Annotated in this window: 30 protein-coding genes; 21 read left to right on the forward strand and 9 right to left on the reverse strand. The window is 65.3% G+C overall.

Features of this window, described 5'->3' with window-relative positions; translation table 11 throughout:
* Positions 1–6: 6 nt before the first annotated feature.
* Entirely contained in the window at positions 7–786 is a 780-nt protein-coding gene (locus MSG_RS09195; RefSeq protein ID WP_096438984.1) for a pyrimidine reductase family protein, read from the reverse strand.
* On the opposite strand from MSG_RS09195, the gene zapE reads away from it, so the two are divergent.
* On the forward strand, positions 785–1,873 hold the full coding sequence (gene zapE / locus MSG_RS09200; RefSeq protein WP_096438986.1) for a cell division protein ZapE: 1,089 nt from the start codon (positions 785–787) through the stop codon (positions 1,871–1,873). The two genes, MSG_RS09195 and zapE, sit on opposite strands and share 2 nt — an antisense overlap.
* Here zapE and MSG_RS09205 read toward each other — a convergent pair.
* Both MSG_RS09205 and MSG_RS09210 read right to left on the reverse strand, forming a co-directional pair.
* Positions 1,851–2,402, reverse strand: a complete 552-nt coding sequence (locus MSG_RS09205; RefSeq protein ID WP_096438988.1) for a GNAT family N-acetyltransferase — start codon at positions 2,400–2,402, stop codon at positions 1,851–1,853. The genes zapE and MSG_RS09205 overlap by 23 nt on opposite strands.
* Positions 2,390–2,923, reverse strand: coding sequence for a hypothetical protein (locus MSG_RS09210; protein WP_096438990.1), 534 nt, complete (start codon positions 2,921–2,923; stop codon positions 2,390–2,392). Before MSG_RS09210 ends, MSG_RS09205 begins: the two co-directional genes overlap by 13 nt.
* A 161-nt stretch (positions 2,924–3,084) precedes the next feature.
* On the opposite strand from MSG_RS09210, the gene MSG_RS09215 reads away from it, so the two are divergent.
* The gene (locus tag MSG_RS09215) at positions 3,085–3,432 is read left to right on the forward strand and encodes a DUF732 domain-containing protein (RefSeq protein ID WP_096438991.1); all 348 of its coding nucleotides are present in this window, start codon (positions 3,085–3,087) and stop codon (positions 3,430–3,432) included.
* Between the two features lie 7 nt (positions 3,433–3,439).
* On the opposite strand, the gene MSG_RS09220 is transcribed toward MSG_RS09215, so the two are convergent.
* A complete protein-coding gene (locus MSG_RS09220) occupies positions 3,440–4,051 on the reverse strand; it encodes a hypothetical protein (RefSeq protein WP_096438993.1) in 612 nt (203 codons plus the stop codon).
* 88 nt (positions 4,052–4,139) lie between these two features.
* Here MSG_RS09220 and MSG_RS09225 point away from each other — a divergent pair, with 88 nt between their 5' ends.
* Entirely contained in the window at positions 4,140–4,508 is a 369-nt protein-coding gene (locus MSG_RS09225) for a DUF732 domain-containing protein (protein ID WP_096438995.1), read from the forward strand.
* Between the two features lie 56 nt (positions 4,509–4,564).
* Positions 4,565–5,506 (forward strand): cytochrome c oxidase assembly protein, encoded by a 942-nt coding sequence (locus tag MSG_RS09230; RefSeq protein WP_096438997.1) that lies wholly within the window; start codon positions 4,565–4,567, stop codon positions 5,504–5,506.
* Between the two features lie 14 nt (positions 5,507–5,520).
* Here MSG_RS09230 and MSG_RS09235 read toward each other — a convergent pair whose 3' ends face one another.
* Positions 5,521–6,654 carry a glycosyltransferase gene (locus tag MSG_RS09235; RefSeq protein ID WP_096438999.1) on the reverse strand — a complete coding sequence of 378 codons (1,134 nt, stop codon included), beginning with the start codon at positions 6,652–6,654 and terminating at the stop codon, positions 5,521–5,523.
* A 297-nt stretch (positions 6,655–6,951) separates the two neighbouring features.
* On the opposite strand from MSG_RS09235, the gene MSG_RS25140 reads away from it, so the two are divergent.
* Together MSG_RS25140 and MSG_RS09245 are read left to right on the forward strand one after the other, a co-directional pair.
* Complete coding sequence (locus MSG_RS25140; protein ID WP_162899180.1) at positions 6,952–7,257, forward strand: DUF732 domain-containing protein; 306 nt, start codon at positions 6,952–6,954, stop codon at positions 7,255–7,257.
* 193 nt (positions 7,258–7,450) lie between these two features.
* Entirely contained in the window at positions 7,451–8,605 is a 1,155-nt protein-coding gene (locus MSG_RS09245) for a glycosyltransferase family 4 protein (protein ID WP_096439002.1), read from the forward strand.
* Here the strand turns inward: MSG_RS09245 and MSG_RS09250 are convergent.
* Positions 8,556–9,608, reverse strand: a complete 1,053-nt coding sequence (locus MSG_RS09250) for a polysaccharide deacetylase family protein (protein WP_096439004.1) — start codon at positions 9,606–9,608, stop codon at positions 8,556–8,558. The genes MSG_RS09245 and MSG_RS09250 overlap by 50 nt on opposite strands.
* A gap of 113 nt (positions 9,609–9,721) precedes the next feature.
* Entirely contained in the window at positions 9,722–10,060 is a 339-nt protein-coding gene (locus tag MSG_RS09255) for a hemophore-related protein (protein ID WP_096439006.1), read from the reverse strand.
* Between the two features lie 492 nt (positions 10,061–10,552).
* Here MSG_RS09255 and MSG_RS09260 point away from each other — a divergent pair, with 492 nt between their 5' ends.
* Both MSG_RS09260 and MSG_RS25145 read left to right on the forward strand, forming a co-directional pair.
* Positions 10,553–10,816, forward strand: a complete 264-nt coding sequence (locus tag MSG_RS09260) for a hypothetical protein (protein WP_142404448.1) — start codon at positions 10,553–10,555, stop codon at positions 10,814–10,816.
* Between the two features lie 112 nt (positions 10,817–10,928).
* A complete protein-coding gene (locus tag MSG_RS25145) occupies positions 10,929–11,084 on the forward strand; it encodes a hypothetical protein (RefSeq protein ID WP_162899181.1) in 156 nt (51 codons plus the stop codon).
* Positions 11,085–12,020: 936 nt separating this feature from the next.
* On the opposite strand, the gene MSG_RS09265 is transcribed toward MSG_RS25145, so the two are convergent.
* A complete protein-coding gene (locus tag MSG_RS09265; protein ID WP_096444278.1) occupies positions 12,021–12,380 on the reverse strand; it encodes a DUF732 domain-containing protein in 360 nt (119 codons plus the stop codon).
* 235 nt (positions 12,381–12,615) lie between these two features.
* Between MSG_RS09265 and MSG_RS09270 the strand changes: the two genes are divergently transcribed.
* From MSG_RS09270 to MSG_RS09335, 13 genes are all read left to right on the forward strand, one after another.
* Positions 12,616–14,373: a putative alpha/beta hydrolase gene (locus tag MSG_RS09270; RefSeq protein ID WP_096439010.1), complete on the forward strand. Its 1,758-nt coding sequence runs from the start codon at positions 12,616–12,618 to the stop codon at positions 14,371–14,373.
* Between the two features lie 3 nt (positions 14,374–14,376).
* Positions 14,377–14,892 (forward strand): hypothetical protein, encoded by a 516-nt coding sequence (locus tag MSG_RS09275; RefSeq protein WP_096439012.1) that lies wholly within the window; start codon positions 14,377–14,379, stop codon positions 14,890–14,892.
* Between the two features lie 492 nt (positions 14,893–15,384).
* Complete coding sequence (locus MSG_RS26115) at positions 15,385–15,642, forward strand: DUF3761 domain-containing protein (protein WP_096439014.1); 258 nt, start codon at positions 15,385–15,387, stop codon at positions 15,640–15,642.
* A 122-nt stretch (positions 15,643–15,764) separates the two neighbouring features.
* Positions 15,765–17,228 carry a putative alpha/beta hydrolase gene (locus MSG_RS09290; RefSeq protein ID WP_096444280.1) on the forward strand — a complete coding sequence of 488 codons (1,464 nt, stop codon included), beginning with the start codon at positions 15,765–15,767 and terminating at the stop codon, positions 17,226–17,228.
* Between the two features lie 13 nt (positions 17,229–17,241).
* Positions 17,242–17,778 carry a hypothetical protein gene (locus MSG_RS09295; RefSeq protein WP_096439016.1) on the forward strand — a complete coding sequence of 179 codons (537 nt, stop codon included), beginning with the start codon at positions 17,242–17,244 and terminating at the stop codon, positions 17,776–17,778.
* Positions 17,779–17,829: 51 nt separating this feature from the next.
* A complete protein-coding gene (locus MSG_RS09300; protein WP_096439018.1) occupies positions 17,830–18,123 on the forward strand; it encodes a hypothetical protein in 294 nt (97 codons plus the stop codon).
* 362 nt (positions 18,124–18,485) lie between these two features.
* Positions 18,486–19,634, forward strand: a complete 1,149-nt coding sequence (locus tag MSG_RS09305; protein WP_096439020.1) for a tyrosine-type recombinase/integrase — start codon at positions 18,486–18,488, stop codon at positions 19,632–19,634.
* A gap of 178 nt (positions 19,635–19,812) precedes the next feature.
* On the forward strand, positions 19,813–20,004 hold the full coding sequence (locus MSG_RS09310) for a helix-turn-helix domain-containing protein (RefSeq protein WP_181159142.1): 192 nt from the start codon (positions 19,813–19,815) through the stop codon (positions 20,002–20,004).
* Complete coding sequence (locus MSG_RS09315; protein WP_096439022.1) at positions 20,001–20,291, forward strand: hypothetical protein; 291 nt, start codon at positions 20,001–20,003, stop codon at positions 20,289–20,291. Before MSG_RS09310 ends, MSG_RS09315 begins: the two co-directional genes overlap by 4 nt.
* A 98-nt stretch (positions 20,292–20,389) precedes the next feature.
* Positions 20,390–20,839: a hypothetical protein gene (locus MSG_RS09320; protein WP_096439024.1), complete on the forward strand. Its 450-nt coding sequence runs from the start codon at positions 20,390–20,392 to the stop codon at positions 20,837–20,839.
* Between the two features lie 139 nt (positions 20,840–20,978).
* On the forward strand, positions 20,979–21,371 hold the full coding sequence (locus MSG_RS09325; RefSeq protein WP_096439026.1) for a hypothetical protein: 393 nt from the start codon (positions 20,979–20,981) through the stop codon (positions 21,369–21,371).
* A gap of 192 nt (positions 21,372–21,563) precedes the next feature.
* A complete protein-coding gene (locus tag MSG_RS24835) occupies positions 21,564–21,776 on the forward strand; it encodes a hypothetical protein (RefSeq protein ID WP_142404449.1) in 213 nt (70 codons plus the stop codon).
* Complete coding sequence (locus tag MSG_RS09335) at positions 21,757–21,984, forward strand: hypothetical protein (RefSeq protein WP_142404450.1); 228 nt, start codon at positions 21,757–21,759, stop codon at positions 21,982–21,984. Before MSG_RS24835 ends, MSG_RS09335 begins: the two co-directional genes overlap by 20 nt.
* Before the next feature lie 39 nt (positions 21,985–22,023).
* Here MSG_RS09335 and MSG_RS09340 read toward each other — a convergent pair whose 3' ends face one another.
* Positions 22,024–22,383 (reverse strand): DUF732 domain-containing protein, encoded by a 360-nt coding sequence (locus tag MSG_RS09340; RefSeq protein WP_096439032.1) that lies wholly within the window; start codon positions 22,381–22,383, stop codon positions 22,024–22,026.
* Positions 22,384–22,641: the final 258 nt, after the last annotated feature.

Here is a 22,641-nt window from a genome sequence, read left to right on the forward strand (position 1 = left end):
ACTTTTTCAGGCCTTCACGTATCGGGTGTAAAGGTAGCCGGCGTCGTCGGTCAGGACGTGGGAGCAATGCATGCGGGTCAGCAGTTGCCCCGGGCCGGTCGCGATGCGGCGGGCCAGGCCGCCGACGATGTAGGGCGCGATGGTGAGACACAGCTCATCGAGCAGGTCGCGTTGCACGAACGCGCCCAGCAGCATCGGCCCGCCCTCGGTGAGGATGCGATGCATGCCGCGCGACGCGAGGATCGTCAGCAGGGCGGCCTCGTCGACCTCGCCGGGGTCCTCGCCGGAACAGTCGACCACCTCGGCCAGGTCGGCGAGCAGGCGGCCGGCGCCGGCCGCGGCGGCGGTGCAGGTGAGCACCAGGGGCGGCACCTCGGTCCGGGTGAACACCGGCATGTCGCGGTCCAGGCGAGCCGATTTGGTGACGATCGCCAGTTGCGGGACTTCGGTCTGTCCCCGGGCCTGCCGGTGCTGGCGTGGCGCGACGCCGAGCTGCGCCCCGGAATAGCCCTCGATGCGTACGGTGCCCGCGCCGACCACGATGACGTCGGCGAGCTCGCGCAGCAGGTGGAAGATGAGCCGGTCGCCCGGCCCCGCCATGGTCCCGGTTTTGCCGTCCGCGGTGGCTCCGCCGTCGATGCTGGTGATGAAGTTCGCCCGCACCCAGGGCTGGTCCTGTTCCGGATATGCGTAGAGCTGGGGGAGCTCGCCGTCATCGAGTTGGCGCGCCGACCCGAGCAGCGTCAGTGGGGTCTCGGGGCCGCTGCCGGCCGCAGAGTCGGGCATGAGGTTGATTGCAGCACGCCGTTACAGTTCCTGCATGCACGGGGGCCGCGTGGGGCGTCTGGTCGATCGGCATCCGACCGTGTCACCGGAACGGCTGATCGCCCAACTGAAACCGCCACCGACGTTCGCCGACGTGAGTTTTGCGAGCTACCGTCCCGACCCGGCCGAACCGTCGCAGGCCGCCGCGGTCGCGGCGTGCCGGGAGTTCTGCGAGCAGGCCGTGCGGCGCAGGGCGGGCCGGCGAAAGCCGTTCGGTAAGCGCCAGGTGTTGCCCGGCGTCGGGCTGTACCTGGACGGCGGGTTCGGTGTGGGCAAGACCCACCTGCTGGCGTCGGCTTACTATCAGCTGCCCGGCGACGGGCCGCGGCCGCCAACGCCCAAGGCGTTCGCCACCTTTGGCGAGCTGACCCAGCTCGCGGGGGTGTTCGGCTTCGTCGAATGCATCGACCTGTTGGCCGACTACACCGTGGTGTGCATCGACGAATTCGAACTCGACGACCCGGGCAACACCACGCTGATTTCGCGGATGCTCGCGGCGCTGGTCGAGCGCGGGGTGTCGCTGGCGGCCACCTCGAACACGCTTCCCGAGCAGCTCGGCGAGGGCCGCTTCGCGGCCCAGGACTTCCTACGCGAAATCAACACGCTGGCAAGCATTTTCACCACCGTGCGCATCGACGGCCCCGACTACCGCCATCGTGGCCTGCCGCCGGCGCCCCCGCCGCCCACCGATAAGGAGGTGGTCGCGCGGGCCGCGGGCGTGCCGGGGGCGACGCTGGACGACTTCGACGCGCTGTGCGCGCATCTGGCGACGATGCACCCGTCACGGTATCTGAGCCTGATCGAGGGGGTGACCGCCGTGTTCTTGACCGGCGTGCACGGCATCGATGACCAGAACGTCGCGCTGCGGCTGGTATCGCTGACGGATCGGCTGTACGACGCTGGCATTCCTGTGGTGGCCTCCGGGGCCAAGCTGGACACCGTTTTCGGCGCCGAGATGCTGGCCGGTGGTTACCGGAAGAAGTACCTGCGCGCGACGTCTCGGCTGTTGGCGTTGAGCGCCGCGGCTAGCTCAGCTCGCGAACCATGACGTAGTCGTGCTCGCGCAGGTCGGCGCCGACCCGAAAGGTTCTGGTGCCGCTGATCCTGAATCCGTGCTTGGTGTAAAAGCGTTGCGCTCGAACGTTTTCCTGGTTGACGCCCAGCCACATGCTGCGGACGTGCCAGTCGGCGACGGCGCCCACGGCGTGCTTCATCAGCATTGCCGACAACCCGCCGCCGTGAAAGTCGGGCACTACGTACATCTTTGACAGCTCCGCCGTCGGGCGGACATCGACGGCGCGCGCCACGTCGGGGTCGTCGCCGACGCCGTTGACCACCATGGTGTAACCGACGATCCGGTCGTCGTGCTGCGCGGTCAGGATCACCCGGTCGGGGTCGGTCAGATACTCGGCGAACCGCGCGGCCGAAAGGTTGGTGTCGATGAAGGATGCGACGTTCTCCCGCGCTATCGAGGGCGGGCACGCCAACGGAAAGGTGCGCGCGGCGACGGCGGCCAGCTCATCGGTGTCGACGGAATCCGGGGAGGCGAGGCGGACGGTCCCCGTCACAGGTTCCATTGCGCGAGGTGCTGGCCCGTCTTCTTGTCCAGCAGAACCACATTGGAGACCGGGTCGCGGTAGGCGTCCCAATAGACGCCGCCGCGCACGATCGCTCCGTTAGGCGCATTGACGAGCACGTTGTCCAGCGCGTCGGGGGCATCGGTTGCCCGCGGCTTGTACGCGTCGCCATACGGCGTGACGCCGTCGAAGCTGAAGTTGGTCGCCATGATGTACGGGTTGGGCACCCGCACGGCGCGCACGGTGATGTCGGCGCGGTTGGGCGTGCTGCCGGGGAAACTCTTGATCGGGACGCCGCTGCGGGTGTAGCCGAATCCCGGCGGCGGGTCGCAGGGGGCGACGCTGCTGACCGTCACGTCCGCGATGTAGGTTCCCGTGTCCACTCGCAGGGTGTCGCCGATGTGGCCGATCGGAGCGTCCCCGGCCCGCGCGCTGGGCGCGGCGACGCCGGTCGCGGTGACGCTGGCGGCGGCGATCAGGAGGGTTGACAAGACGATCAACCAGCGGTGTCTCTTCGCCACGTCTGCGCCTCCTATGCGTCCTTGCAGGGGACCTTCGCATGATCGCACACGCGCCGCCGCCGGCGGGAGGGGTCGGCGGGCTCGGTCGCCGCCGGGGTCGCCATGGTCAAGTCCTGCGAAGAGATGCGCGCCCGGCGTCGCTCTGCGACGATCTGTGGACTATGAAGCGTCTTCTGCTGCTGCTGGGCCTCGCCGCGATGATCGGCACGGCCGCGCCGGCGGCCGCCGACCCGGCCGACGACCAATTCCTCGCCGCGTTGCAGGCCTCCGGCGTCACGTACAAAGACCCGGGCAAGGTGATTTCGGCAGCCAAGTGGGTGTGTCAAACCGTCAACGGCGGCGAGCAGATGGCCGACGTCGTCAAGACCGTCGAGGCCGAAAACCCCGGACTCGTCCAGGAGAACGCGGCCAAGTTCACCGCGCTGGCGGCCAGCGCGTACTGCCCCAACAAGCTGCCGCCCGCGCCCGCCGCGTCTCCCGCGCCTGCCGTGCCCGTGAACAACGGCTGACAGCCCACTATTCGTCGGCGTCCGTGGCGGTCTCGGCGGCGACCTGAGCCAACCGTCCGCGGCCGGGTGGGCGGCCCAACTCCAGCGGACCCATCCCCGGCAGGGTGCGTGGGGGTGTCGTCGTCACCCGTCGCCTGCGCCAGTGGCCGGCGGCCGACAGGCGCCAATCGGCGGCCCACTTCCACTCGTAGGTCTCCAGGGTGCTCAGATTCATTGCGAGAGCTGCCATTCGCAGCCGGGCCCGGCGCGCGTCGATCCAGGACGCGATCACCCAGACGCTGTCGAGCTCGTCGTCGGCGATCTCGAAACCCCACGACATCTCCTCGTCGTCGCAGCCCATCGACGGACGCGTCGCCGGCTTGGGTGTCGACGCCTCGTATCGGTTGCCGTCGGCTTCCAGGTCGAGGGCGACCTCGTAGCGCACGGCCGGGCCCACCATTCGCAGGGTGACCTGGACGCGGGCGATGTTCTTGCGCCGCGGCGCAAGCTGGTCGACCGCGATGACGACGCCCCGGGCGCCTGGTTGATTGAGCCGAGCCCGCAGCTGATTCCAGGTGGCGATCAGCGCCACCACGGCGATGATGCCGACGAAGACGTCGAGAACGATAATGGCGGCCACGTCGATCTACCCAACACCATCCGCACCGGCGTCGCGCACCGGCCAGGGGGATGCGTGCCTTCGGCGACTCTGAAAGAATCGGGAACCTATGAGGCGTTTACTGACGCTGTTCGGCGTCGCTACCGCAATTGCGCTGGCCGGGCCGGTGTACGCCGACCCGACCCCCAGCCCGACGCCCACCCCGGACCCCGCCGTGGATGCCGATTTCCTGGCCCAGCTCCGCCAGGCCGGGCTGAACTACCAGGACCCGGCGGCCGCGATTTCGGCCGCCAAGACGGTGTGCGAGTTGGTCGACAGCGGCGAGACGGACACGAACATCGTCAACAACCTGCAGCTGCGCAATCCGGGATTCAGCGGAAACGGCGCCGCCAGGTTCACCGCGATCGCGGCCAACGCCTATTGCCCGAAGTACCTGACCGGCGAGGGCCGCGGCCCCAAGCCGGAGGACACCCCCTGAGCGCCGACCCGGTCGCTGCCTGATCGGCGACGCAGCGGCGCAATAGGCTGGTGGCCATGCGCGCCTATCCCGGACCGCTCACCGCGGGCAGCCTGGTTGCGACCTGGCAGCCGGATCTGACCTCCGCGGTCATGATCGTGATGGTGACCGTCGCTTACACGTGGTGCTATCGCCGCGGCCGGGGCCACGAGCACCCGGCAACCCCGGTGCAGGCCTCCTGCTTTGGTGTAGGGATGGCGCTGTGGGCGCTGGCCACGATCGGCGCGATCGGCGCCTACGCCTACGTGTTGTTCTGGGTGCGGGCGCTGCAGGTGCTCCTGCTGCTCTACGTGGTGCCGTTCTTCCTGGCGCAGGGCAAGCCGCTCACCGTCGTCAGCGGTGCGCTGGGTCCCGAGGGCCGGAAGCGGTTCGATCGGCTGCTGAGCAGCACGCTGGCCCGGGTTTCGGCGCACCCGCTGACGACCTCGCTGGCGATGCTCGCCACGCCGTGGCTGCTTTACCTGACGCCCTGGTACACCGCGGCCCTCGACGACGAGTGGGTCGGGGCGCCCACCCGAATCCTGTTGGTGGTCATAGGGTTCGGTTATTTCTATGCCCGCCTGCAGGCGGACCCGGTGCCGCACAGGTACTCTCAGCTCATCTCGCTGCTGATCAGCGTCGGGGAAGCCCTCGGCGACGGGCTGCTGGGATTGGTCATCTGGCAGGGCTCGTTGATCGCCGCGACGTATTATTCTGCGCTGCATCGGGATTGGGGACCCGATCAGCGGCTTGACCAGACCATCGGCGCAGGTGTGTTGTGGATTCTCGGGGACGTCGTCGGGTTACCGTTCGTGCTGCTGTTGATGCGTGCCCTGTCCCGCGACGAGCGGGCGCACGCCATTCGGGTGGACGCCGAGCTGGACACGGCCGCGCAGGCCGCCGAAAGCGACGACACCGCGCCGTCGGGACTGTGGTGGGAGCACGACCCGCAGCTGCGCGAGCGATTTCGCCGGGGCTGACCTCCGCGCGGCGATCAGCGTCCCGCCCGCGCGGCCTCTTCCAGTAGATCGGCGGCGCGGGCGGCGCTTTCGGCGGGCTTGGTCATCGTCGCGGCCACCTCGCGCGCCCGGGCGGCGCGTTCGTCGACAAGGAGCGAGCGCAGGTCGGCGACGAGTAAGTCCAGTGTGCTGGACCAGAAGCCGCGGCCGAAGCCGACTCCGAGCCGGTCGACGGCCTGCGCCCACACCGGTTGATCGTCGACCGAAAGCCACAGCACCAGCGTGGGAACTCCGGCGCGCAGGCCCGCGGCCGTCGTCCCGGCACCGCCGTGGTGGACCACCGCCCGACAGGCCGGGAACACCGCCGCGTGGTTGACCGCGCGCACGACCTTGACATGGTCGGGCAGGGCCAGCTGCGACAAGTTGTCCGGGCCGCTGCAGACCAACGCCCGCTCGCCCAGCTGCGCCGTGGCCGCGGCGATCACGGCGACCGTCTCGGCGGGGGAGGGCAACTTCAGTCCGCTGCCGAATCCGAAGTAGATCGGCGGCGTTCCCGCGGCGATCCACGACAAGACCTCGGCGTCGGCATCGACCGGCAACTCCAGCGTCAGCGCCCCCACGAAGGGCCGGCGGCGGCCGTGTTCCGCCCATTCGGTCGCCGCGCCGGGAAAGCAAAACTCTTCGTAGGCTTGGATTTCCAGCGATTCGGGCACGGGCTCGGCGGCGTCCGGCAGGCCGAGTTCGCGGCGCTGAGTCTGCTCGGCCCGCTTGGCCAGGGTTCCCATCACACCGCCGAGGCTGGCGTGGTCGCCCGGAAAGAAGTGCAGCGCCGCGTGCGGAATGCCGTAGTAATCGGCGACATTGGCGGCAAACCCCTGCTCGTTCTTACCGGTCAGGAGCAGGTCGGCCCCGTCGGCGAGCGCTTTGAGCGAGGCGCCCCACTCGACCCACGCCTGTCTGATGTTGCGCAGCACGTCGCCCATCACCGTGGCCGATGGTGCATCGGATCCGAAGGGCACCGAGGCGATACCCGCCGACTCGACGAAGCCGACCATCATCGGCGGCACGGCCAGGCGCACGTCGTGTCCGCGGGTGAGCAGTTCTCGGACCACGGCGGCGAAGGGCTCGACGTCGCCACGACTGCCGTAGCTGGCAACCACGAATTTCACGGCTTTACCTGATTCCCCTCACCCGGCGGCATTCGCTGCGGCCACCCTCGACTCGCAGCCCATGAAAGCATGCAACACCGGCGGGCCGGCGAGTGTAGGCAACAGCCCGCACCGACCCGGTGGGCCACGTTTGCAGTGGCCACGCGTCGGTGCCTTTGTCTCCCGGTGGTCAAGACTGCCAGGTCGGTCGAAAAGGCCCTGTCATCAGGTGGAAGAGGTCATTTTGTTGGCCGCCGACGGCCCAGCCGTTCAGTCGCCGTTCACCGATTCGTAAGGCCTTCGTTTTACGCTGCGCGCATGAAATCGGTTCTGGCATCGGTCGCCGCCATCTCCGCAGTGATGTGCGCCGCGCCGCGGGTTGCCCATGCTGACAGCACGTCGGATTACCTGAACACGATCAATTCGCACCATATCAGCTACGCCAACCAGGACAAGATCGTCCAGATCGGCACGACGCTGTGCCAGGAACTGCGCAACAGCCTGCCGGGAGATGAAGCGCTGAAACGGATCCAGAACCTCGGCTACACGAGCGGCCAAGCAAATGTGATCGCGGCCGCGGCGGTTTTGGCATTCTGCCCGGACATGGACAACGACCCGCTGTAAAGACCCACACGGCTTCGGCCGCCGCATCGGGCCCGCGATTTCGCGGGCCCGTCCCGTGCGCGCGCCCTCCCGCGGGTCGCCCTTTCGCGACGTGTGGTTATCCTTCGCGGGAGGTAGGGCGTTAGCGCGGTAGGCGAGGAGGCCGTCCGATGCCAGAAGCGGGGTCGGTGAGAGCGCGCCGGTCGAGAGTCCGGTGACGGACGCGGCCCCGGCTCGCGCTCCGCTTCGCGTGCTCACGGTCGGGAACGCGCCCGCCGGCCCCAACAGCCGCGGCGGCATGGCCACGATGATGCGGCTGCTCATCGAGGACGCCGACGAACGGTTCCGTGTGCGCCTGGTGCCCACCTATGTCGACGACTCCCCGGCGGCGCAGTTGTGGACGGGCATCTCGGGGATGCTCAAGGCGTCCGCGCTGGTGCTGTTCGGCTTCGTCGACGTCCTGCATGTGCACTATTCGTTGCGTGGCAGCGTGGTCCGCAAGTCCGTGCCGCTGTTCGTCGCGCGGCTACGTGGCGTCCCGACGATCGTCCATTGCCACAGCTCCGATTTCTTCGGATGGCTCGACGGGCTGCCCGGGCCGCAGCGCCGGGCCGTGCGGGCGGGCTTGCGCGCCGACTACTCGGTGGTGCTGGGCCGCTGCCATCTCGAGCGGTTCTGCCGAGGCCTGGGGGTCAACGAAGCCCGGGTCCGGGTGCTTTACAACCCGGTGGTCCTGCCGGCCGACGCGCCGGAGCCGCGAACCGGGTGGCCGCTGGGGGTGGTGGCGCTGGGCAGGCTGGGCACCAACAAGGGCAGTTACGACCTGGCCCGCGCAATCGGCATGCTGCCCAGCAAGATTCGAGCCGGCCTGCGGGTGACGCTGGCCGGCGACGGGGAAGTGGGCCAGGTCCGCGAGTTCGTCCGCGCCAACGCCCTCGACGACACCATCGACGTGATCGGCTGGGTGGGCCCCGCCGAGCGGGACCGGCTGCTGGTCGAATCGGCGGTCTTCGTCTTGCCCAGCTACAGCGAGGGCCTTCCGATGGCGTTGCTGGAGGCGATGGCCCACGGCGTGGCGCCCGTGACCACCGCGGTCGGGGCGATACCGGAGGTGGTCACCGACGGGGTGAACGGCGTCATTGTGCAATTCGGCGACGCCGCTCAGCTGGCCGCGGCGCTGCAGTCCCTCGTCGTCGACACCGAGCTGCGCGACCGCCTGGCCGCCGCCGCGCACGTGCGGGCCCGGGACTTCGACGTCGCCCGCTGGCGCGACGGACTGCACGACGTGTGGCTGGCCGCGGCGGCGACGGGCGGGTCGCTCAGCCGGCGGCGCCGCCGTAGCGGCGCGGCAGTCCACCGGAGACCATGAGCCGGAAGTAGTCGAACGACGCATCGCTGCCCACCGCCAGCCGCGGGAGGGCCAGCGGATCGCAGCGACGGTCGGCGAATCCCGCTCTCGTCGACAACGCCCAGCGCACCCCGCGGCGGTGCAGCACGGCCTTGGCGCGGTCGTCGAAATCCTGCGACCGGCCGTTGGGGTAGGCGAAAACCTTTGGTGCTCGGCCTGTTTCACGCTCCAGTGCCGTGCAGGAATCCGTGATCTCCCGCTCGACCTTGTGGTCGTCGCAGCGGGCGAGGATAGGGTGGGTGACCGAATGGGGGTACAGCGTCACCAGACCGTCGCCGGCCAGCTCACGCGCTTCGTCCCACGACAGCATGCGGAACGGACCGCCGTCGTCGCTGTCGTCGTGACCCAGCGCGGCGAGAATGTCGTCGAGTATCGCGATGCGTTGTGCGTCGGCGAGGTCTTTCAATCGGCCCACGGCAGCCGTATAGGCCCGGCCGCGGTCGGCGGCGCCGGCGAGCGGGCGAGCGGCCAGCCCCAGCGCGCCCAGGTCGACCTCGGTTGCGGAGCTGCGGGCCAAGGCCAGCCACAGGCGGTCCGGCCACAGGGTTTCGGCGGTGCCGATGGGCCCGGTTGCCAGGAACACCGCCGCGGGCAACCGCAGCTCGCGCAGCACCGGGACCGCGTTCGTGGCGAGGTTGCGGGTGCCGTCGTCGAAGGTGATCGCCACGGCGCGCGGCGGCAGCGTCGCGGCCGCCAGCCGGTCGAGCGCCTCTTCGAGCGGGAGCACAGTGAAGTGCTCGCCGAGGTATTCCAGTTGGCGGCGGAACCGCGCCGAGTCGAGCACGTGCCAGCAGGGCGGCGACAGTGGCCGGTCCTCGACGCCGTGGAACATCAGGATCGCAAGCAGATCGCGGTGGCGGCGCCGGGATAACGACGCCAGCCCGACTCCGCACAGCAGTCGGGCTGCGACGTTCTTCACGGTCGCACGTGCCGCCGGCGGCGGGAGATCTCTCAGCTTTGCCATCAACTGTCGAACTCTAGCCAGATGGAGTTGGCACCACCGAGCCGACGTGACCGGATCTATCGGTCAGCAACGAAGAACTTTGCGGCGCAACAGATTCGCCGCAAATCTACCGATCAGAAGTTATTGCAGGTGGTGAACATCTGCTGGAAGATCGGAAAAGCCTGCTGCGCGCCCTGGTTGTGCTCCACCTTGTGCAGCAGTGCCACCCGCTGATCCGGCGTCGAATTGACGTACTGATGCAGGAACGCCACGTTCGGGGGCGACTGCTCCAGGTACGTCGCGAACATCGGGTTCTGCGCGCGTAGCGCGGCGACCGCCTGTTCGTACGTGCAGGTCGTGTTGATCATCGGACCATAGTCGGGGTCAGCGGCTGCGATCCCGGCACCAGCGGTCAACGACAGTGCAAGACCGCCGACTGCGACACCCAGTCTCGTCAAGGACTGTTTGACCATGTGCGTGCTCCTCCCATATTTCTGGACCCCACTCTAGTGCCCTGTTCGAACTCGACTCTAACGTTCGCTGTCGGCGAACGGCGGCGAAACAGTTGCCGAATGGACCGTCCCGCTCGGTGTCGAGGTCGCGCTGAGCTGGGCAAACGGGGGACATCCGGTGGCGCTCGGAATCACGTCGCGCACCCCGAGGCCGCGGCCGGTATCCGGTATTTCACGGTCCGCAACCGATCCTTGCACTCGCGCGGCGTCCGACGACGGCAAAACCGCGGGTTTGAGGGCACCGACGCCGTCAATTCGGCGAGGAAAGAACGGATCCGCGAGTGGATGGCCGACGACTATCAGTCGTGCCGCCCTGCGCGGTGACGGTGGCTTGCCCGCTAGGTTGCAGGACGAGGCGGACCGGCATTGGCAGGCTGCACACGGCAGCCATCCGCGATCGCTCGAAGACGGACCGGCCCGGAAAGCAATAGCTGACGACAAAGAAGAAACTCTGTGACTGACCCCAAGATGAACACCTTTCTGCGCGACGTGAAGCTCCCGTCTGCGCCATCGCTGCGTGCCACCAAAAGCCTGAGGGACTATCTCGTCGACGCCGCCGCCAGAGACCACGGCGCGCTGAGTCCGGCCGAGATCGAAGAGCCCAACAAGCGGGTGCTGGACTGGCTGCTCACGTCGCACTTCGAGGTCGTCGACTATTTGGGCAGGCTGGAAGAAACCCTGCAGCAGCACGGGGGCCAGCCGCGTGGCCTGCTCTAACCACCTCTGACCAGCGGGAATCGCTCAACTACCCGCTCTCGTGCCGCTGCCGGACGGCGCAGCCCGATGCGGGTGAAGTGCGCCCATCGTCGTGCGGTTTTACGCTCCGGACATGCGCGACCTGGAGGCCATCGATGCGGAGCTTCGGTTGCTGTCGCGCGCCTGGCGGGTGGCGCGAGTGATCTGCGAGCGCATGCCTAGCACCGAGCAAATCGACCGGCTGCTCGACGAGCGGGCGGCCGCAGCCGCGGCTCCGTCGCGACCGTAGGTGGGTCAGCTGCCGACAATTTTTTAGTTAGCTGGCTTAGATAGTCGGCTCTTGACATGCCCATCGGTATGTGCAGCCACCAAGTTTGAACCTTCCGGTATTAACCAGGCCGTTAATTACACGGGTGTTTACGCTCCACCCCGCCTATACGAAGTCAGAAGTACTGGTATGGCGTCAATTTCGGCGTGGAATCCCTGAAATTTTTAGAGCAAAGTTTTCAGGCAGGAGGTGGGGCAATGGAAACGATTACCGCACTGTTTGTAGCCACCGTGGGAGCGTTTCTACTTACCCTGGGCCTCGGGAAAGCTGACTGCATCAGCGAGTGCATTACCAGCGGCGGCGGAATACAGTGCACTTCCTGCGACTCTCCCCACGACGGCGACAGCAAGGCGTCCTCTTCCCTGTACGAATAAAGTCCGTCGCGCACAGTTGCGGTATCAACTGGTATTAATTCGTCTCAGTGGCAGTCGGCCCATCTCTGTTACCTGCTCGAAGTCGGGTGTATTGCAAGTAAACATGGCTCTTGAGCGTGCCTGAAAGCGCACAAAGACCGAAACGGTGACCCGCTAACCCGTGACCGGCGGGTTAAATATAGGGCACTGTCTTGACAAACTTCGAAGTCTGTGGTGGAGGCGTATTCAAAGCCATCAGTATCGTGTCGGCGGTAATTCATCGGGTGTTTGCGGATTGAATCCCCTGCGGTAGGGGCGCGGTCGACACAATTCGATAACCGTTCGGCCTCGTCCGGCAACGGAATAAGCACAGTTGCGGGTCATTTACGGCCGTGGCCGGAGCTATTCGGACAGTCGCCGAAGGGCAGCGCGTCGGATGGTTGCGCTATTCGACTACCGCCGGTTCGTTGCAGTCGGAATCCGATGCTCGCGGGCGCCGCCGCTAGAGCTGACTGACGACGCCCGGTTGCTCAGGTGCAGTTGCTCAGGTGCAAAGGGAGGGGGCGTCGCACACATTGCCCGGGCAATACGTGTTGTGCGCGGCGTTGACCATGGTTCCGACGTCCAACAGCGTCACACCTCGCTTGTCCAGGTGGGCGTGGACCTCGTCGGCGATCTGTTGCGGCGTCCAACCCCAGGTGAGGTCGTAGCAGATGAGGTGCGCCTCTCCGATGAGCGCCTCTTCGGTCTTGGGTGGCCAGGTGAGACCGACGGCACGCAATTGATTGAGGTACACCTCGTCCTGGGGAGTGGTCGCGGTCGCGCCCGGGGCACTGCCGACTAAGGCGACGCCAACCATGGCGGGGATGGCCAACGTGGCTAGCCAGCGGGGGGAGGGGGACATCATCTGATTCCTTCGCTTTCTTTGTGGTGTATGAGGCGCAGAAGCGGGGTAAGACTCGGCACAAAGATGAAGAAATCGTAGCCACGGCGCCGCGGTAGCGCCGGGTGTTTGGGGCCCCGAGCGGGCCGGTGATTGGCCGAAAACCGGCCGATCGTCGGTGAATTGACGGGCCGACCCGCGCTAGTAGCCTCACGCTAAATGCGGGAGGGATGACAGTGTCACTGCGGTTCATGCGATGCGGCTGCGCAATATAAGTGTGCGAGCGCTGATAGCCGAAGCCGGCGGTGACCCCTGGGCGATCAACGAGGGCTTGCAGGCGGGGCGGCCGGCCCAGATCTCGGAGTTGGCCGAGGCCTTCCATGCCGCGGGCAGCTGCGTCGGCGAGTCCGTCATCACCTTCGCCGATGCCCGTCGTCGCTTTGCGGCAGCCTGGAACCGAGGCGGCGTTTCGATCGACGATTCCGCTGCCGTGCGGGAGCTGACCGACTCGCTCGGCGTGCAGTCGCTGCTGTTGCCCAAGATCGGTGTCGATCTGCGCACCATCGCCGCCGCCCTGGCCCAGGCCCAGCGAACCGGCGACACGTTGGTCTCGGCGTTGCACGCCCGACTCGAGCGGCTCGACCGCGAAATCGGTTACGCGACGGCACTGGAAAGAGATGCCGTCGTCGGTGTGCTTGAAAGGCATGCCATCGACGACACCAAAGCAGCACTGGGACAGCTCGATTCGCTTCGAAATGCCTACTCTGCGTACCTGCAGATCTTGCTGGCCGCTCTCCGTGTGGGCGCGGAGGGCCAGCCCGAGGAGCTTGTCGTCCCGCTGCCGACTACCGACCCCGACGAGGTCAACAGGTGGTGGCATTCGCTCGGTCAACGCCAGCGTGACCGGTTGATCGCGGAGCACCCGCCGCAGCTCGGCTGCCTCGGCGGCATCGACACCGTCTCTCGCGACAAGGTCAACCGGGCGGTGATGAACGACGACATCGGCCGCGTCGAAAGCGTTGCGGCCCAACATCGTATTTCGGTGTCGGAGGTGACCCAGTACCCGCAGCGATACGGTCTCACGGCGACCGCCGTCCTCCGCTACCACAATGCGATGCAGACCATGGAGGGCTTTCTCATCGATTCGGACGGCGGCAGGAATCCGGTGTTCCTGCACACCTACGACCCCGAGGCGTTCGGGGGGCGGGGCCGAGCGGCCATCGCCATCGGCAATCCCGACGACGCCGACAACACGACCGTGTTGGTCCCGGGGACCGGCAGCAGCGTCCGCGACGGCTACCTGACGCAACGTGACGGGCTGCATGTCTTCGACGAGGCGCGAAAAGCCGACTTGCGCAAGACAACTGCGGTTCTCGTGTGGATGGGATACCACGCGCCGGACAGCCTGCGGGATTTTGAGATCGGGCAGACCAGGTACGCGCGGGACGGGGGCGGTCTGCTGGCTCGCGACGTCAACGCGCTCGGGGCCACCCACCGACCGGGCGCCACCCACGTGACCGTGCTCGGCCATTCGTATGGCTCGACGACGGTGGCCGACGCCGCGGCCGGCTCGGGCATGCGCGCCGACGATGTGGTGCTCGTCGGCTGCCCGGGAACGGACCTCGCGCGCGCTGCGGCCGACTTCCACCTGGCCGGCAGGGGCCACGTCTACGTCGGCGCAGCGTCGACCGACCCGATCACCTATCTGGGCTTTCAGCGACATCTCCCCGGCACCGGGGTGACCGTCGGGCTCGGGAGCGACCCGGCCGTCGAGGGTTACGGCTCAACGCGGTTCAAGGCCGAGGCTCCGGGCCTGACGTCCCCGCTGGACGATCACAGCTCCTACTTCACACCCGGGAACGAATCGCTGTTCAGCATCGGCGACATCGCGTCCGGTCACGGTGACGCATTGGCGCTCGACAAGATGACTGCCCAACATCGCGGCAGCTACTGGTTACCCGACGAATTCGATCCGGAGAATCTTCGAGCGCCTACCTGGGATCACTACCATTGAGACATGTGGCGCTCGGCGGTCAGCTATGCGATGCCGGGCCTGCTTGTCATCGCGCTTCAATCCTGCAGCATCATAAGGAATTTCAGTGAGGGGGTAACGCACCCGATGACTCCGGAGGAGTCTAGGGCGCAGGTGATGGACGCCGCACGCGACATCGTGACGACGTTGGGTCTGAAAGTCGTGACCGTCTACTTCTCGCGTGATTCGTGCAACGACCAAGGCGAAGCGCCCTTCCGCGGCACCGTCCGCATTCGCTACGCCCACGCGCCGACTCTCGAAGCGTCCCAAGCCGAGGTTCATCAGATGGTCGCGACGCTCAAACAACACGGCTGGGAAGGGCCGGGGGACTTCCACACTCACGCCCCTGCGGTGAGCGGGCATGGCACCACGGCGGTGCTCGACATTTATTCGCCGGTCCAGGAATCACAGCCGGCGATCAGCGTCTACGGCGAATGCCGGGACATGACCACCCAGCACAACAGCCGCCCCGAGCAGGTGTGGCTGGATCAGTCGAGTTGAGGTGAAAGTCGAACATGGCGTTGCTGTTGTTGTCCCTCAAGATTGCGTTGGTCGCCTTCATCGTTGGAGGCACTGCTGCTCTGGTCATCCGCGCGGTCAGACGCTCCCGGGCGAACCGATTGGATCCGAGGTGGAAGCCGCATACCGGCAACCCGGATATGAGGCGTCCGCTTTCGGCGCGACGCCGACCACACCGCTTCCGGAGTGGCTCCACTGGGACGACGAGGGCGACGATGAGCACCGCAGAGGCGGTGGACAGGTCTGAGGACCGCTATCGACAAACTTCGGCCTGGGTGCGATTTTGACGATTCCCGTGTATGCACTCGCGGCGGCGTTTACGCTGCCGTCGACGGATCGGGCAACGTCACCCCCCTAGAACGTCACCAAACGCGGAGGGCTGGGGCTGTGTTGATCCGTGCGGTAGGAATCGCGGCGGCGGTGGTGGGCTTGGCATCAATTGCCGATACCGGACCGTCGACATCTATCGGCGGTATGGCGATTTCGTGGCTGCCCTTCCCGGAATGCCCAGCCGGCCAGGATCAGGAAAGTCCCGGCTGCGTCGAAAAGCCTGACCCGAACTCATCGGGCGCAATGGCCCGATGCCGCGATGGCAGCTACTCGCACAGCCAAACTCACAGCGGGACCTGTTCGGGCCACCGCGGCGTGGCCCAGTGGTGTCCGTGCAATTCCGTCTCGGGTCAATCCGGCCCTGGGCCAGTCACCGGACGCGTGAAGTTGTCCGGCATCTAGCCGGTGTCGCCCGTCGATCCATTGACGTGCGGGTTCGTCCTAGTAGCGTTACTACCCGGCAGGGGAGGAGCGTCGATGTTGGTTGGTCCTGTAGGTGCCGCCATGAAGCGGCGGCTTGTGTGGTGCAGCTCCAGTACATAAGTGTCCTGGCGCTGATCGGCGAAGCCGGCGGTGACCCGTGGGCGGTCAACCAGAGCTTGCAGGCTGGAAGCCCTGCCCAGATTTCTGGTTTGGCGGAGGCCTACCATTCGGCGGGCCGGTGCACCGCCGAATCCGCCAATGCCTTCGACGAAGCCCGGAAACGCTTTGAGGCGTCGTGGAATCGGGATGGCGGCGAGCATCCCATTAACGATTCCGCCCAGGTGCAGCGCACGGTCCGGGCATTGGGCGCCCAGTCCGAGCAGTTACCCAAGATCGCGGTCAACTTGGAAACCATTGCTGCCGCTCTCGCCGGGGCGCAAAAAGCCGGAGGCGCACGAATCGCCGCCCTTGAGACGCAGTTGCAGATCCTCGACAAGATGATCGGTCAGGCGGTCGAGATGGAGAAGAGTTCCGGTCTTACCGCCGCGGACCGACAACAACTCGATACGTTCATCACCGGCCGTGAGAACGACGCGATCAACGACACGAAATCTGCTGTTCAACAATTGAACTCGATTCGCGACCATTACGCGAACACGCTGCGGCAGGCGCAGGCCAACGGAGGCCTTGGCCCGCAGAATGCGGAGCTCGTCTCCGAGTTCAAGCTTGGGGGTGGGGAGGGCTTCCCTTCCAGCGATCCACGGATTATCGGCCCGGCGGGGCCGCCTCAGCACGAGCAGAACACTTACGACTTGCAGGATCAGTTTCAGGACGGCCAAGGCCCGACCTTCGGTGGCGATCCACGCGATGGCTTCCCCCGCAGTCCGGCTTCCCAACTGGCACAGGGCCCTCCGGGCACGCGCCCGCTGCCCACGGGAACCGCGCTCGGGCCCAATGGTAAACGCTACGGGTTTTTCAGCAACCCCGATGGCAGCGTCCAAGAGGGGGTCAACGAATACGCGACCAACGGATCGGTCTGGGACTTCACCAACCCCGACCATCCTGTGAAAGTCGGTGACCTGCCCGGAATTTCGCAAGCCAGCGGCGTCTACGACGCCGCCACCAACAAAATGATCATCGTCGGCAACGGCAGCAACAAGACCGGCGACCTCACCCGAGGCTTGTGGGTCTCTGGACCCGTCGACCCCGCTAACCCCAACGGCTGGATGAATTCCCTGCAGCGCGTCGGCGACGTCAGCCTTCCCGGTGATCGGGAAAGCCAGCTGGTCGCACTCAAGGGCGGCGGATACATGCTTGTCGGCGCGACCAACGGGGGTCCAATCCAGGCGATCAGCGCGGCCACCCCGCAGGGCCTTATGGGCGCCACCCCCCAGACGCTGATCGACGCAGGCAAACTTCCCACCGTCTACGGACCCACCGTCACCGGAACGACGATCGACCCGGCGACTGGCCTGGAAACGGTTCAACTGCGGGTAAGCACCTGGCCACCGGGGCCCACCTACGATCCCAACACCTGGACGACCACCTTCGGTGTCCAACACTAGAAAGGCGACAACGGTGCGCAACAAGATGACCGTCGCGGTAATAGCCGCAACCGTCGCAGTTGTCGGCCTGGGCTGTTCGCACACCACCCCCGGCATAGCGAAGGCTGCACCACCAAACTTCCCCGATCTCAATGCATTCCAGCCGGTGGACCCCGCACAGTATACGGCGACCGCCCGCGCCGGCGGTGCCGCGTACTTCGCCACCCCAGACGGACTTCAATGCAGCTTGCCCAATCCGGCCAGGCCGGGCGATCACGTCAGCGCCAGCTGCGACGGGCCGCTGCCGGGTCTTCCCGCCGACAGCCCTGTGGGAAGCGACGGCTGCTCGATGGTGGGATCGCCGACATCGCTGCCAACCGACCTGGGCCCCTACCGCTTTCAAGCCGGTACCGGATGCCCGATCATCACCTCACCGCTGCTCAACGCGGGCCACAAAATCACCAAAGCCGACATCACCTGCGTTGTGGGTGCCGACCGGCTCACCGCCTGCATCGACCCCATCCTCAACCGCGGGTTCGTCCTCCAGCCCTCCGGCTCGTGGACCTTCTAGCCGCCGAGAAAGTCAGGGCAACTCGTCCACCACACGACGTACGATGTCGAAATGGGGTGGGTTTGCGAGTTGGGGTTGGCGGCGGGCATCAGCGCCGCGGTCATCGCCTTCTGCCCGACCGCCGCAGCCGACCCCGGCTCCCCGTCCTACCAACAGGGCAAGCAGGCCATCGATGAACAGATTCAGCAGTACCACGTGCAGCTGAACCCCGGCACCGACCTCGGCCAGTACTGTCAACGAGTCCTTCAGAGCGACCTCAAAAGCGGCAAAATAGCCCGCGTCGACTCGCCGCCAGACTTCATCGCCGGATGCCAAGACGAGGGTCACGCTCTCCTAGGGTCCTAGCGTGACGACGCGGAGCCACCGCCACCTCAGCGAAGGCTAGGTCAGACCTCCCGGGGCTTCCGCGCGTCAAGCCGCAGCAGTTTTGCGGCGCCTTTTCCGCCGGGAAGTGCAAGGTTGGGTCATGGTGAGGTCACGGGCCCATCATTTGTGGGCCTAACTATCGGCGCTGACCTGCGTGAAACCTGGTGCGCGATACTGGGATTGAACCTGCCCGAGCAAACTTTCCGTTGAGTTGTTCTACCTGCACCAACAGGCTGTCTACCTGCTGATAGACGAGACAGTATCACGGGTCATGAGGCACCACAATCACCCACTGGCATACACTGATGTGGTGCAAATGTGGTGCAACAGTATCGCGATAAATGGCTAGGGAACCACGCTCTACACGGCGCAGTTTCGGCCGTTTGCGTCAGTTCCGTTCGGGCCGCTGGAAAGCGTCCTACACGGGCCCTGATGGCCTACTGTACGACGCCCCGTCCACCTTCGCGGTGAAGGAGGACGCCGAGGCGTGGCTGACTGATCGCCGACGTGAGATCGACCGCGAGCTGTGGAGCCCACCCGCCACCGTCGAACAGAAAACCGTCAAGCGCAAGGCTGACGTGAAGTTCGGCGACTACGCGGCCCAATGGCTGGAGACGCGGACGGTGAAGGGGCGACCGCTGCGCCCACGAACCCGCGCCCACTACGAGAAGCTGCTAGAGCATCACATCTACCCAACATTCAAGGCGAAGGCGATACGTGCCATCACGATGGAGTCGGTGGACCGCTGGTACGCCCGCACGCTTCCAGACAAGCCCACCATCCGCGCGCATACTTACTCGCTGCTGCGCACCATCCTTGAGACAGCGCGCGAGCGAGACCGAATCATCGACGTGAACCCGTGTCTTATCCGCGGCGCTGGCACGGCTGACCGCAAGATCAAACCCAAGCCAGCCACCGTCGAACAACTGGACATCATCGCTGCGGAGATGCCCGACAATCTGGGCTTGATGATCACCCTGGCAAGCTGGTGTGCGCTCCGGTTCGGAGAGCTAGTTGCACTGCGCCGCAACGATATCGACCTTGACGACGGACTAGTGAAGGTACGTCGCCAGGCCGTCCGCATCGAAGGCGGCTGGAAGATCGGTGACCCCAAGAGCGATGCCGGTGTCCGAGATGTGGCGATCCCTCCGCACATCATCCCCGCCGTAGAACGTCACTTGACGAAACATGTTGGGCCGCAGAAAAATGCGCTGCTGTTTCCTGCGAAGACAGGGGAGTACCTACAACCGTCCACGCTGTACCGGCATTTCTACAAGGCCCGTGCCAAGGCCAAGCGGCCGGATCTCAGGTTCCACGACCTGAGGCACAGCGGCGCTGTGATGGCCGCGCAGACCGGCGCGACGCTTGCAGAGCTGATGGCCCGCCTTGGGCACTCGACACCCTCAGCGGCTATGCGGTATCAGCACGCGGCACAAGGCAGGGATGCGGAGATCGCGAAAGCACTGTCAAAGCTCGCTAAAACCCGCTGAAAAGTTCCTCAAAATTGGTAACGCCAGAGGGTCCGGAATCTGGGCACCCGTGCCCTAAAATGGACATATCGAACCCGTGACATCCACGGGGAGCCACAACCTAATACTGGCGTAAATTACGCCCGCCTCGGCATTGCCGCCGGGGCGGGCTTTTCAAACCAATTTTATTGGAGCCAACATGACAGAACACGAACTGCCAAGCCGTCCGACGATCGCCCAGGTCGCCGAATATTTGAACGTGGACCCCAAGACGGTGCGCCGCTATTTGTCCAGTGGCCGCTTGCGTGGCTGGCGTACCGGCCCGCGGCTGATCCGCATTGACCGCGAGTCGGTGCTAAGACTGGGGCAGCCGGTAGGGGGTGTCCGGTGAGCGGCAACCCCGTCTGGACCGTGGAGGGCCTGTCCGAGGAAACCTATCGGTTCCACTTCCTCCCCGATGGAGCGGCTGCCGCCCAAATCAAGATCGTCAGCGCCACGGGCGACGAAGCGTCCACGCACAAGGGTGTGGTTGGAATCCATCAGAGCTTCGACGCGCACCTACTCAACGGCGAGTACAGGCTCCGGTGGCGCTGGATCGGCGGGGCGAGACAGGGGACGTATAGCTCGGTTGATTTCACGGTGCCAATCGGTCGTAAATCCAGCCAATTAGCAGTTTAAGGAAATTGACATTTCCGCAGGTAGGATTAATTCCCGAAATCCCACGACAGTGGAGGGGTATTTCCCTGAACAACTGAAAATCGAGATTGACGAGATTAATGACGACTGAAATCATTTTCCGGCCTATAGAGGAATGGCCGTATCTGATCGGCTCGAATCGGGCCGTGTGGAGCGAATCGCGCGTAGTCCGCTGTAAGGGTGGCGGCAAGCGCACCGTCCCAGCCAAGCAGGTCAAACCCACCAAGGGGTGGGTGTCGCTGTGCCGTGAGGGCGAGAAGCGCAGTTTCCGCGTTGAAACTCTGTTCGCCAAAGGGTTCCCCGAGCTGGCGCATCCGAAGTGTCAAGTGGAGTGCCGTAAGGGCCACCCGCTGATCGAGTGCGAGCACGAACTGCTGGCCCAGTGGATGACGCCGAAGCCGGCGGTTCGGCTCTGGGGTACTGGTAATCGGATTTGCCTGCATTGCCATCCAGAACCGGCCTCGTTCGATAAGGGCAGCTATTCGCTGCACTTCGGTGTGGGGCGATCATGTCACGCGTTACGTCACTAGTGACCGAGGATAAGGATAAGGCTAAGGCTTACCAGGATTAGGACTTAGGAACAGGAACAGGCGCCTAGGCTTTTAAGGCCTAGGCGCCAGGAAAAGGTTTTAAGGCTCAGGAATAGAAAGCTGAGAAGAAAATTCAAAAATGACTGAAGTTGCGGGAATTAAGGGGACCGCGCTCGATACCCGGTTGAAGCATTCGTTGCTTACCGATCCGGTTTTGCAGGCGGAGCTTTCCGGCGAGGAGTTCCGAGCGTGGGTCAATCTCACTGTTTGGGTTGTCTCGTTGGTTAGTGATGGCGCTTTCAGCGCCAAGCAGGCGATTGCGGTGGTTTCGCATTTGGATCACATGAGTATGGCCCGCTTCATTGAGCTTGGGTTGGTGGAGCACGACGACGAGTTGAATTGTCGGATGGTTTCCGACCATTGGGAGTGGCAGAGCACGCGGGAGCAGATCACGCAAATGTCGGAGCGGCGGCGGAAGAACCGTGAACGCCAGGCTGAGTGGCGCGCCAGAGGGTCGGAGGGGGTCGAGTGAGGACGATTACGACGAATGGTGCGGACATTCACGTTATGGAGCGGCCTGGTGGTGGGTTCGCGATTCAGCAGGGGCGTAGCCATCTGCTGGTGACGAATGTTGAGGCCACGGCGTTGGCGCGGGTTTTGAACGAGATGGTTCAGGCCCCGCGGTTGGTGATACCGGCCCATGAATGAAACGGGATGGAAAACGATGACGACGACAATCCAAATCAATGGTGCGCCGATCTACGTCTTGGATCGCGACAACGGCGGCGTGCTGATCATGCAGGGATCGTCACACGTTCGGCTATCCGCAGCCGAGGTTGGCGCACTGGTGAGTGCGCTATCCCCACGCACACGAACCAACGCGCGGATTCTGCGCTACCCACAAACGAAGGAGATAAATGAACTTGAAAGCTACTGAAGAACTGCCGGTGGAGGTTGTCTTCCCCGACGTTATTTCCGGCGCGGTGGTGCCGTCCAGCGAGTGGGGGCCTGTTGGGCTGTTTAACGTGACGTCGCGCGGCGATGTGCTGCGGTTGGCGTTTCTGCCGCAAGAGGTCCGGATGCTTGCCGCGTTGTGGTTGAACATCGCTGACGAGTTGGACAAGTTCCAAGCTGCTCAGGCGTGATCGCGGTGATCGCTGATTCCCATTTATGACCTCATCGACCTATGCCGGGGTGGTCAGCACCAGCCGCGCATCAGGTGGGAACGAGTCCTGCGCCGGATTGATCAGCCTGTCCAGGTTCGGGCAGTAGAATCCGATAGCCGCCGCAGCGAAGGCGTTCTCCGCTGCCACGGTGGACCCAGACATTCGTGCCATGCCGTACACGGTTTCGGTGTAGGTGAATCCGCCCGTGGTGAGGGCTTCGCAGACGAGGTGTCCGCGTCTGATGGTGGCGGCGCGGTCAGGGTAGGTGATTCCTACGCCGGCCAGTCCGTTGAGAAAGTCGCTGTCGGTGTCCGCGCGGGCGGTGGGGGCCAGTATGAGGGCGAGCGCGATTGGTATCACGGCTACGGCAATTCTCATCCGACACCTCCGTCTTCAGCCTATGTGGCAACGTTCATTCTCAACAACCGGGTCACGTGAACCGGCCTTGCATTGGCTGCGGTGTGTTGATCCCTTCTGGCTCGCGGTGTCGTGACTGTCGACTACCAACTAAGCCGCGCAATAGGCCGAAGGATCACCCGCACACCAACACGGGACGGTGGAAGCGGCTCAGCGCAAAGGTGCGCAAGGCGCAGCCGTTCTGTCTGGATTGCGGAGCTACCGAGGATTTGTGTGGTG

Origin of the sequence: Mycobacterium shigaense, assembly GCF_002356315.1 — a bacterium.
In the GTDB taxonomy this organism is placed as follows: domain Bacteria; phylum Actinomycetota; class Actinomycetes; order Mycobacteriales; family Mycobacteriaceae; genus Mycobacterium; species Mycobacterium shigaense.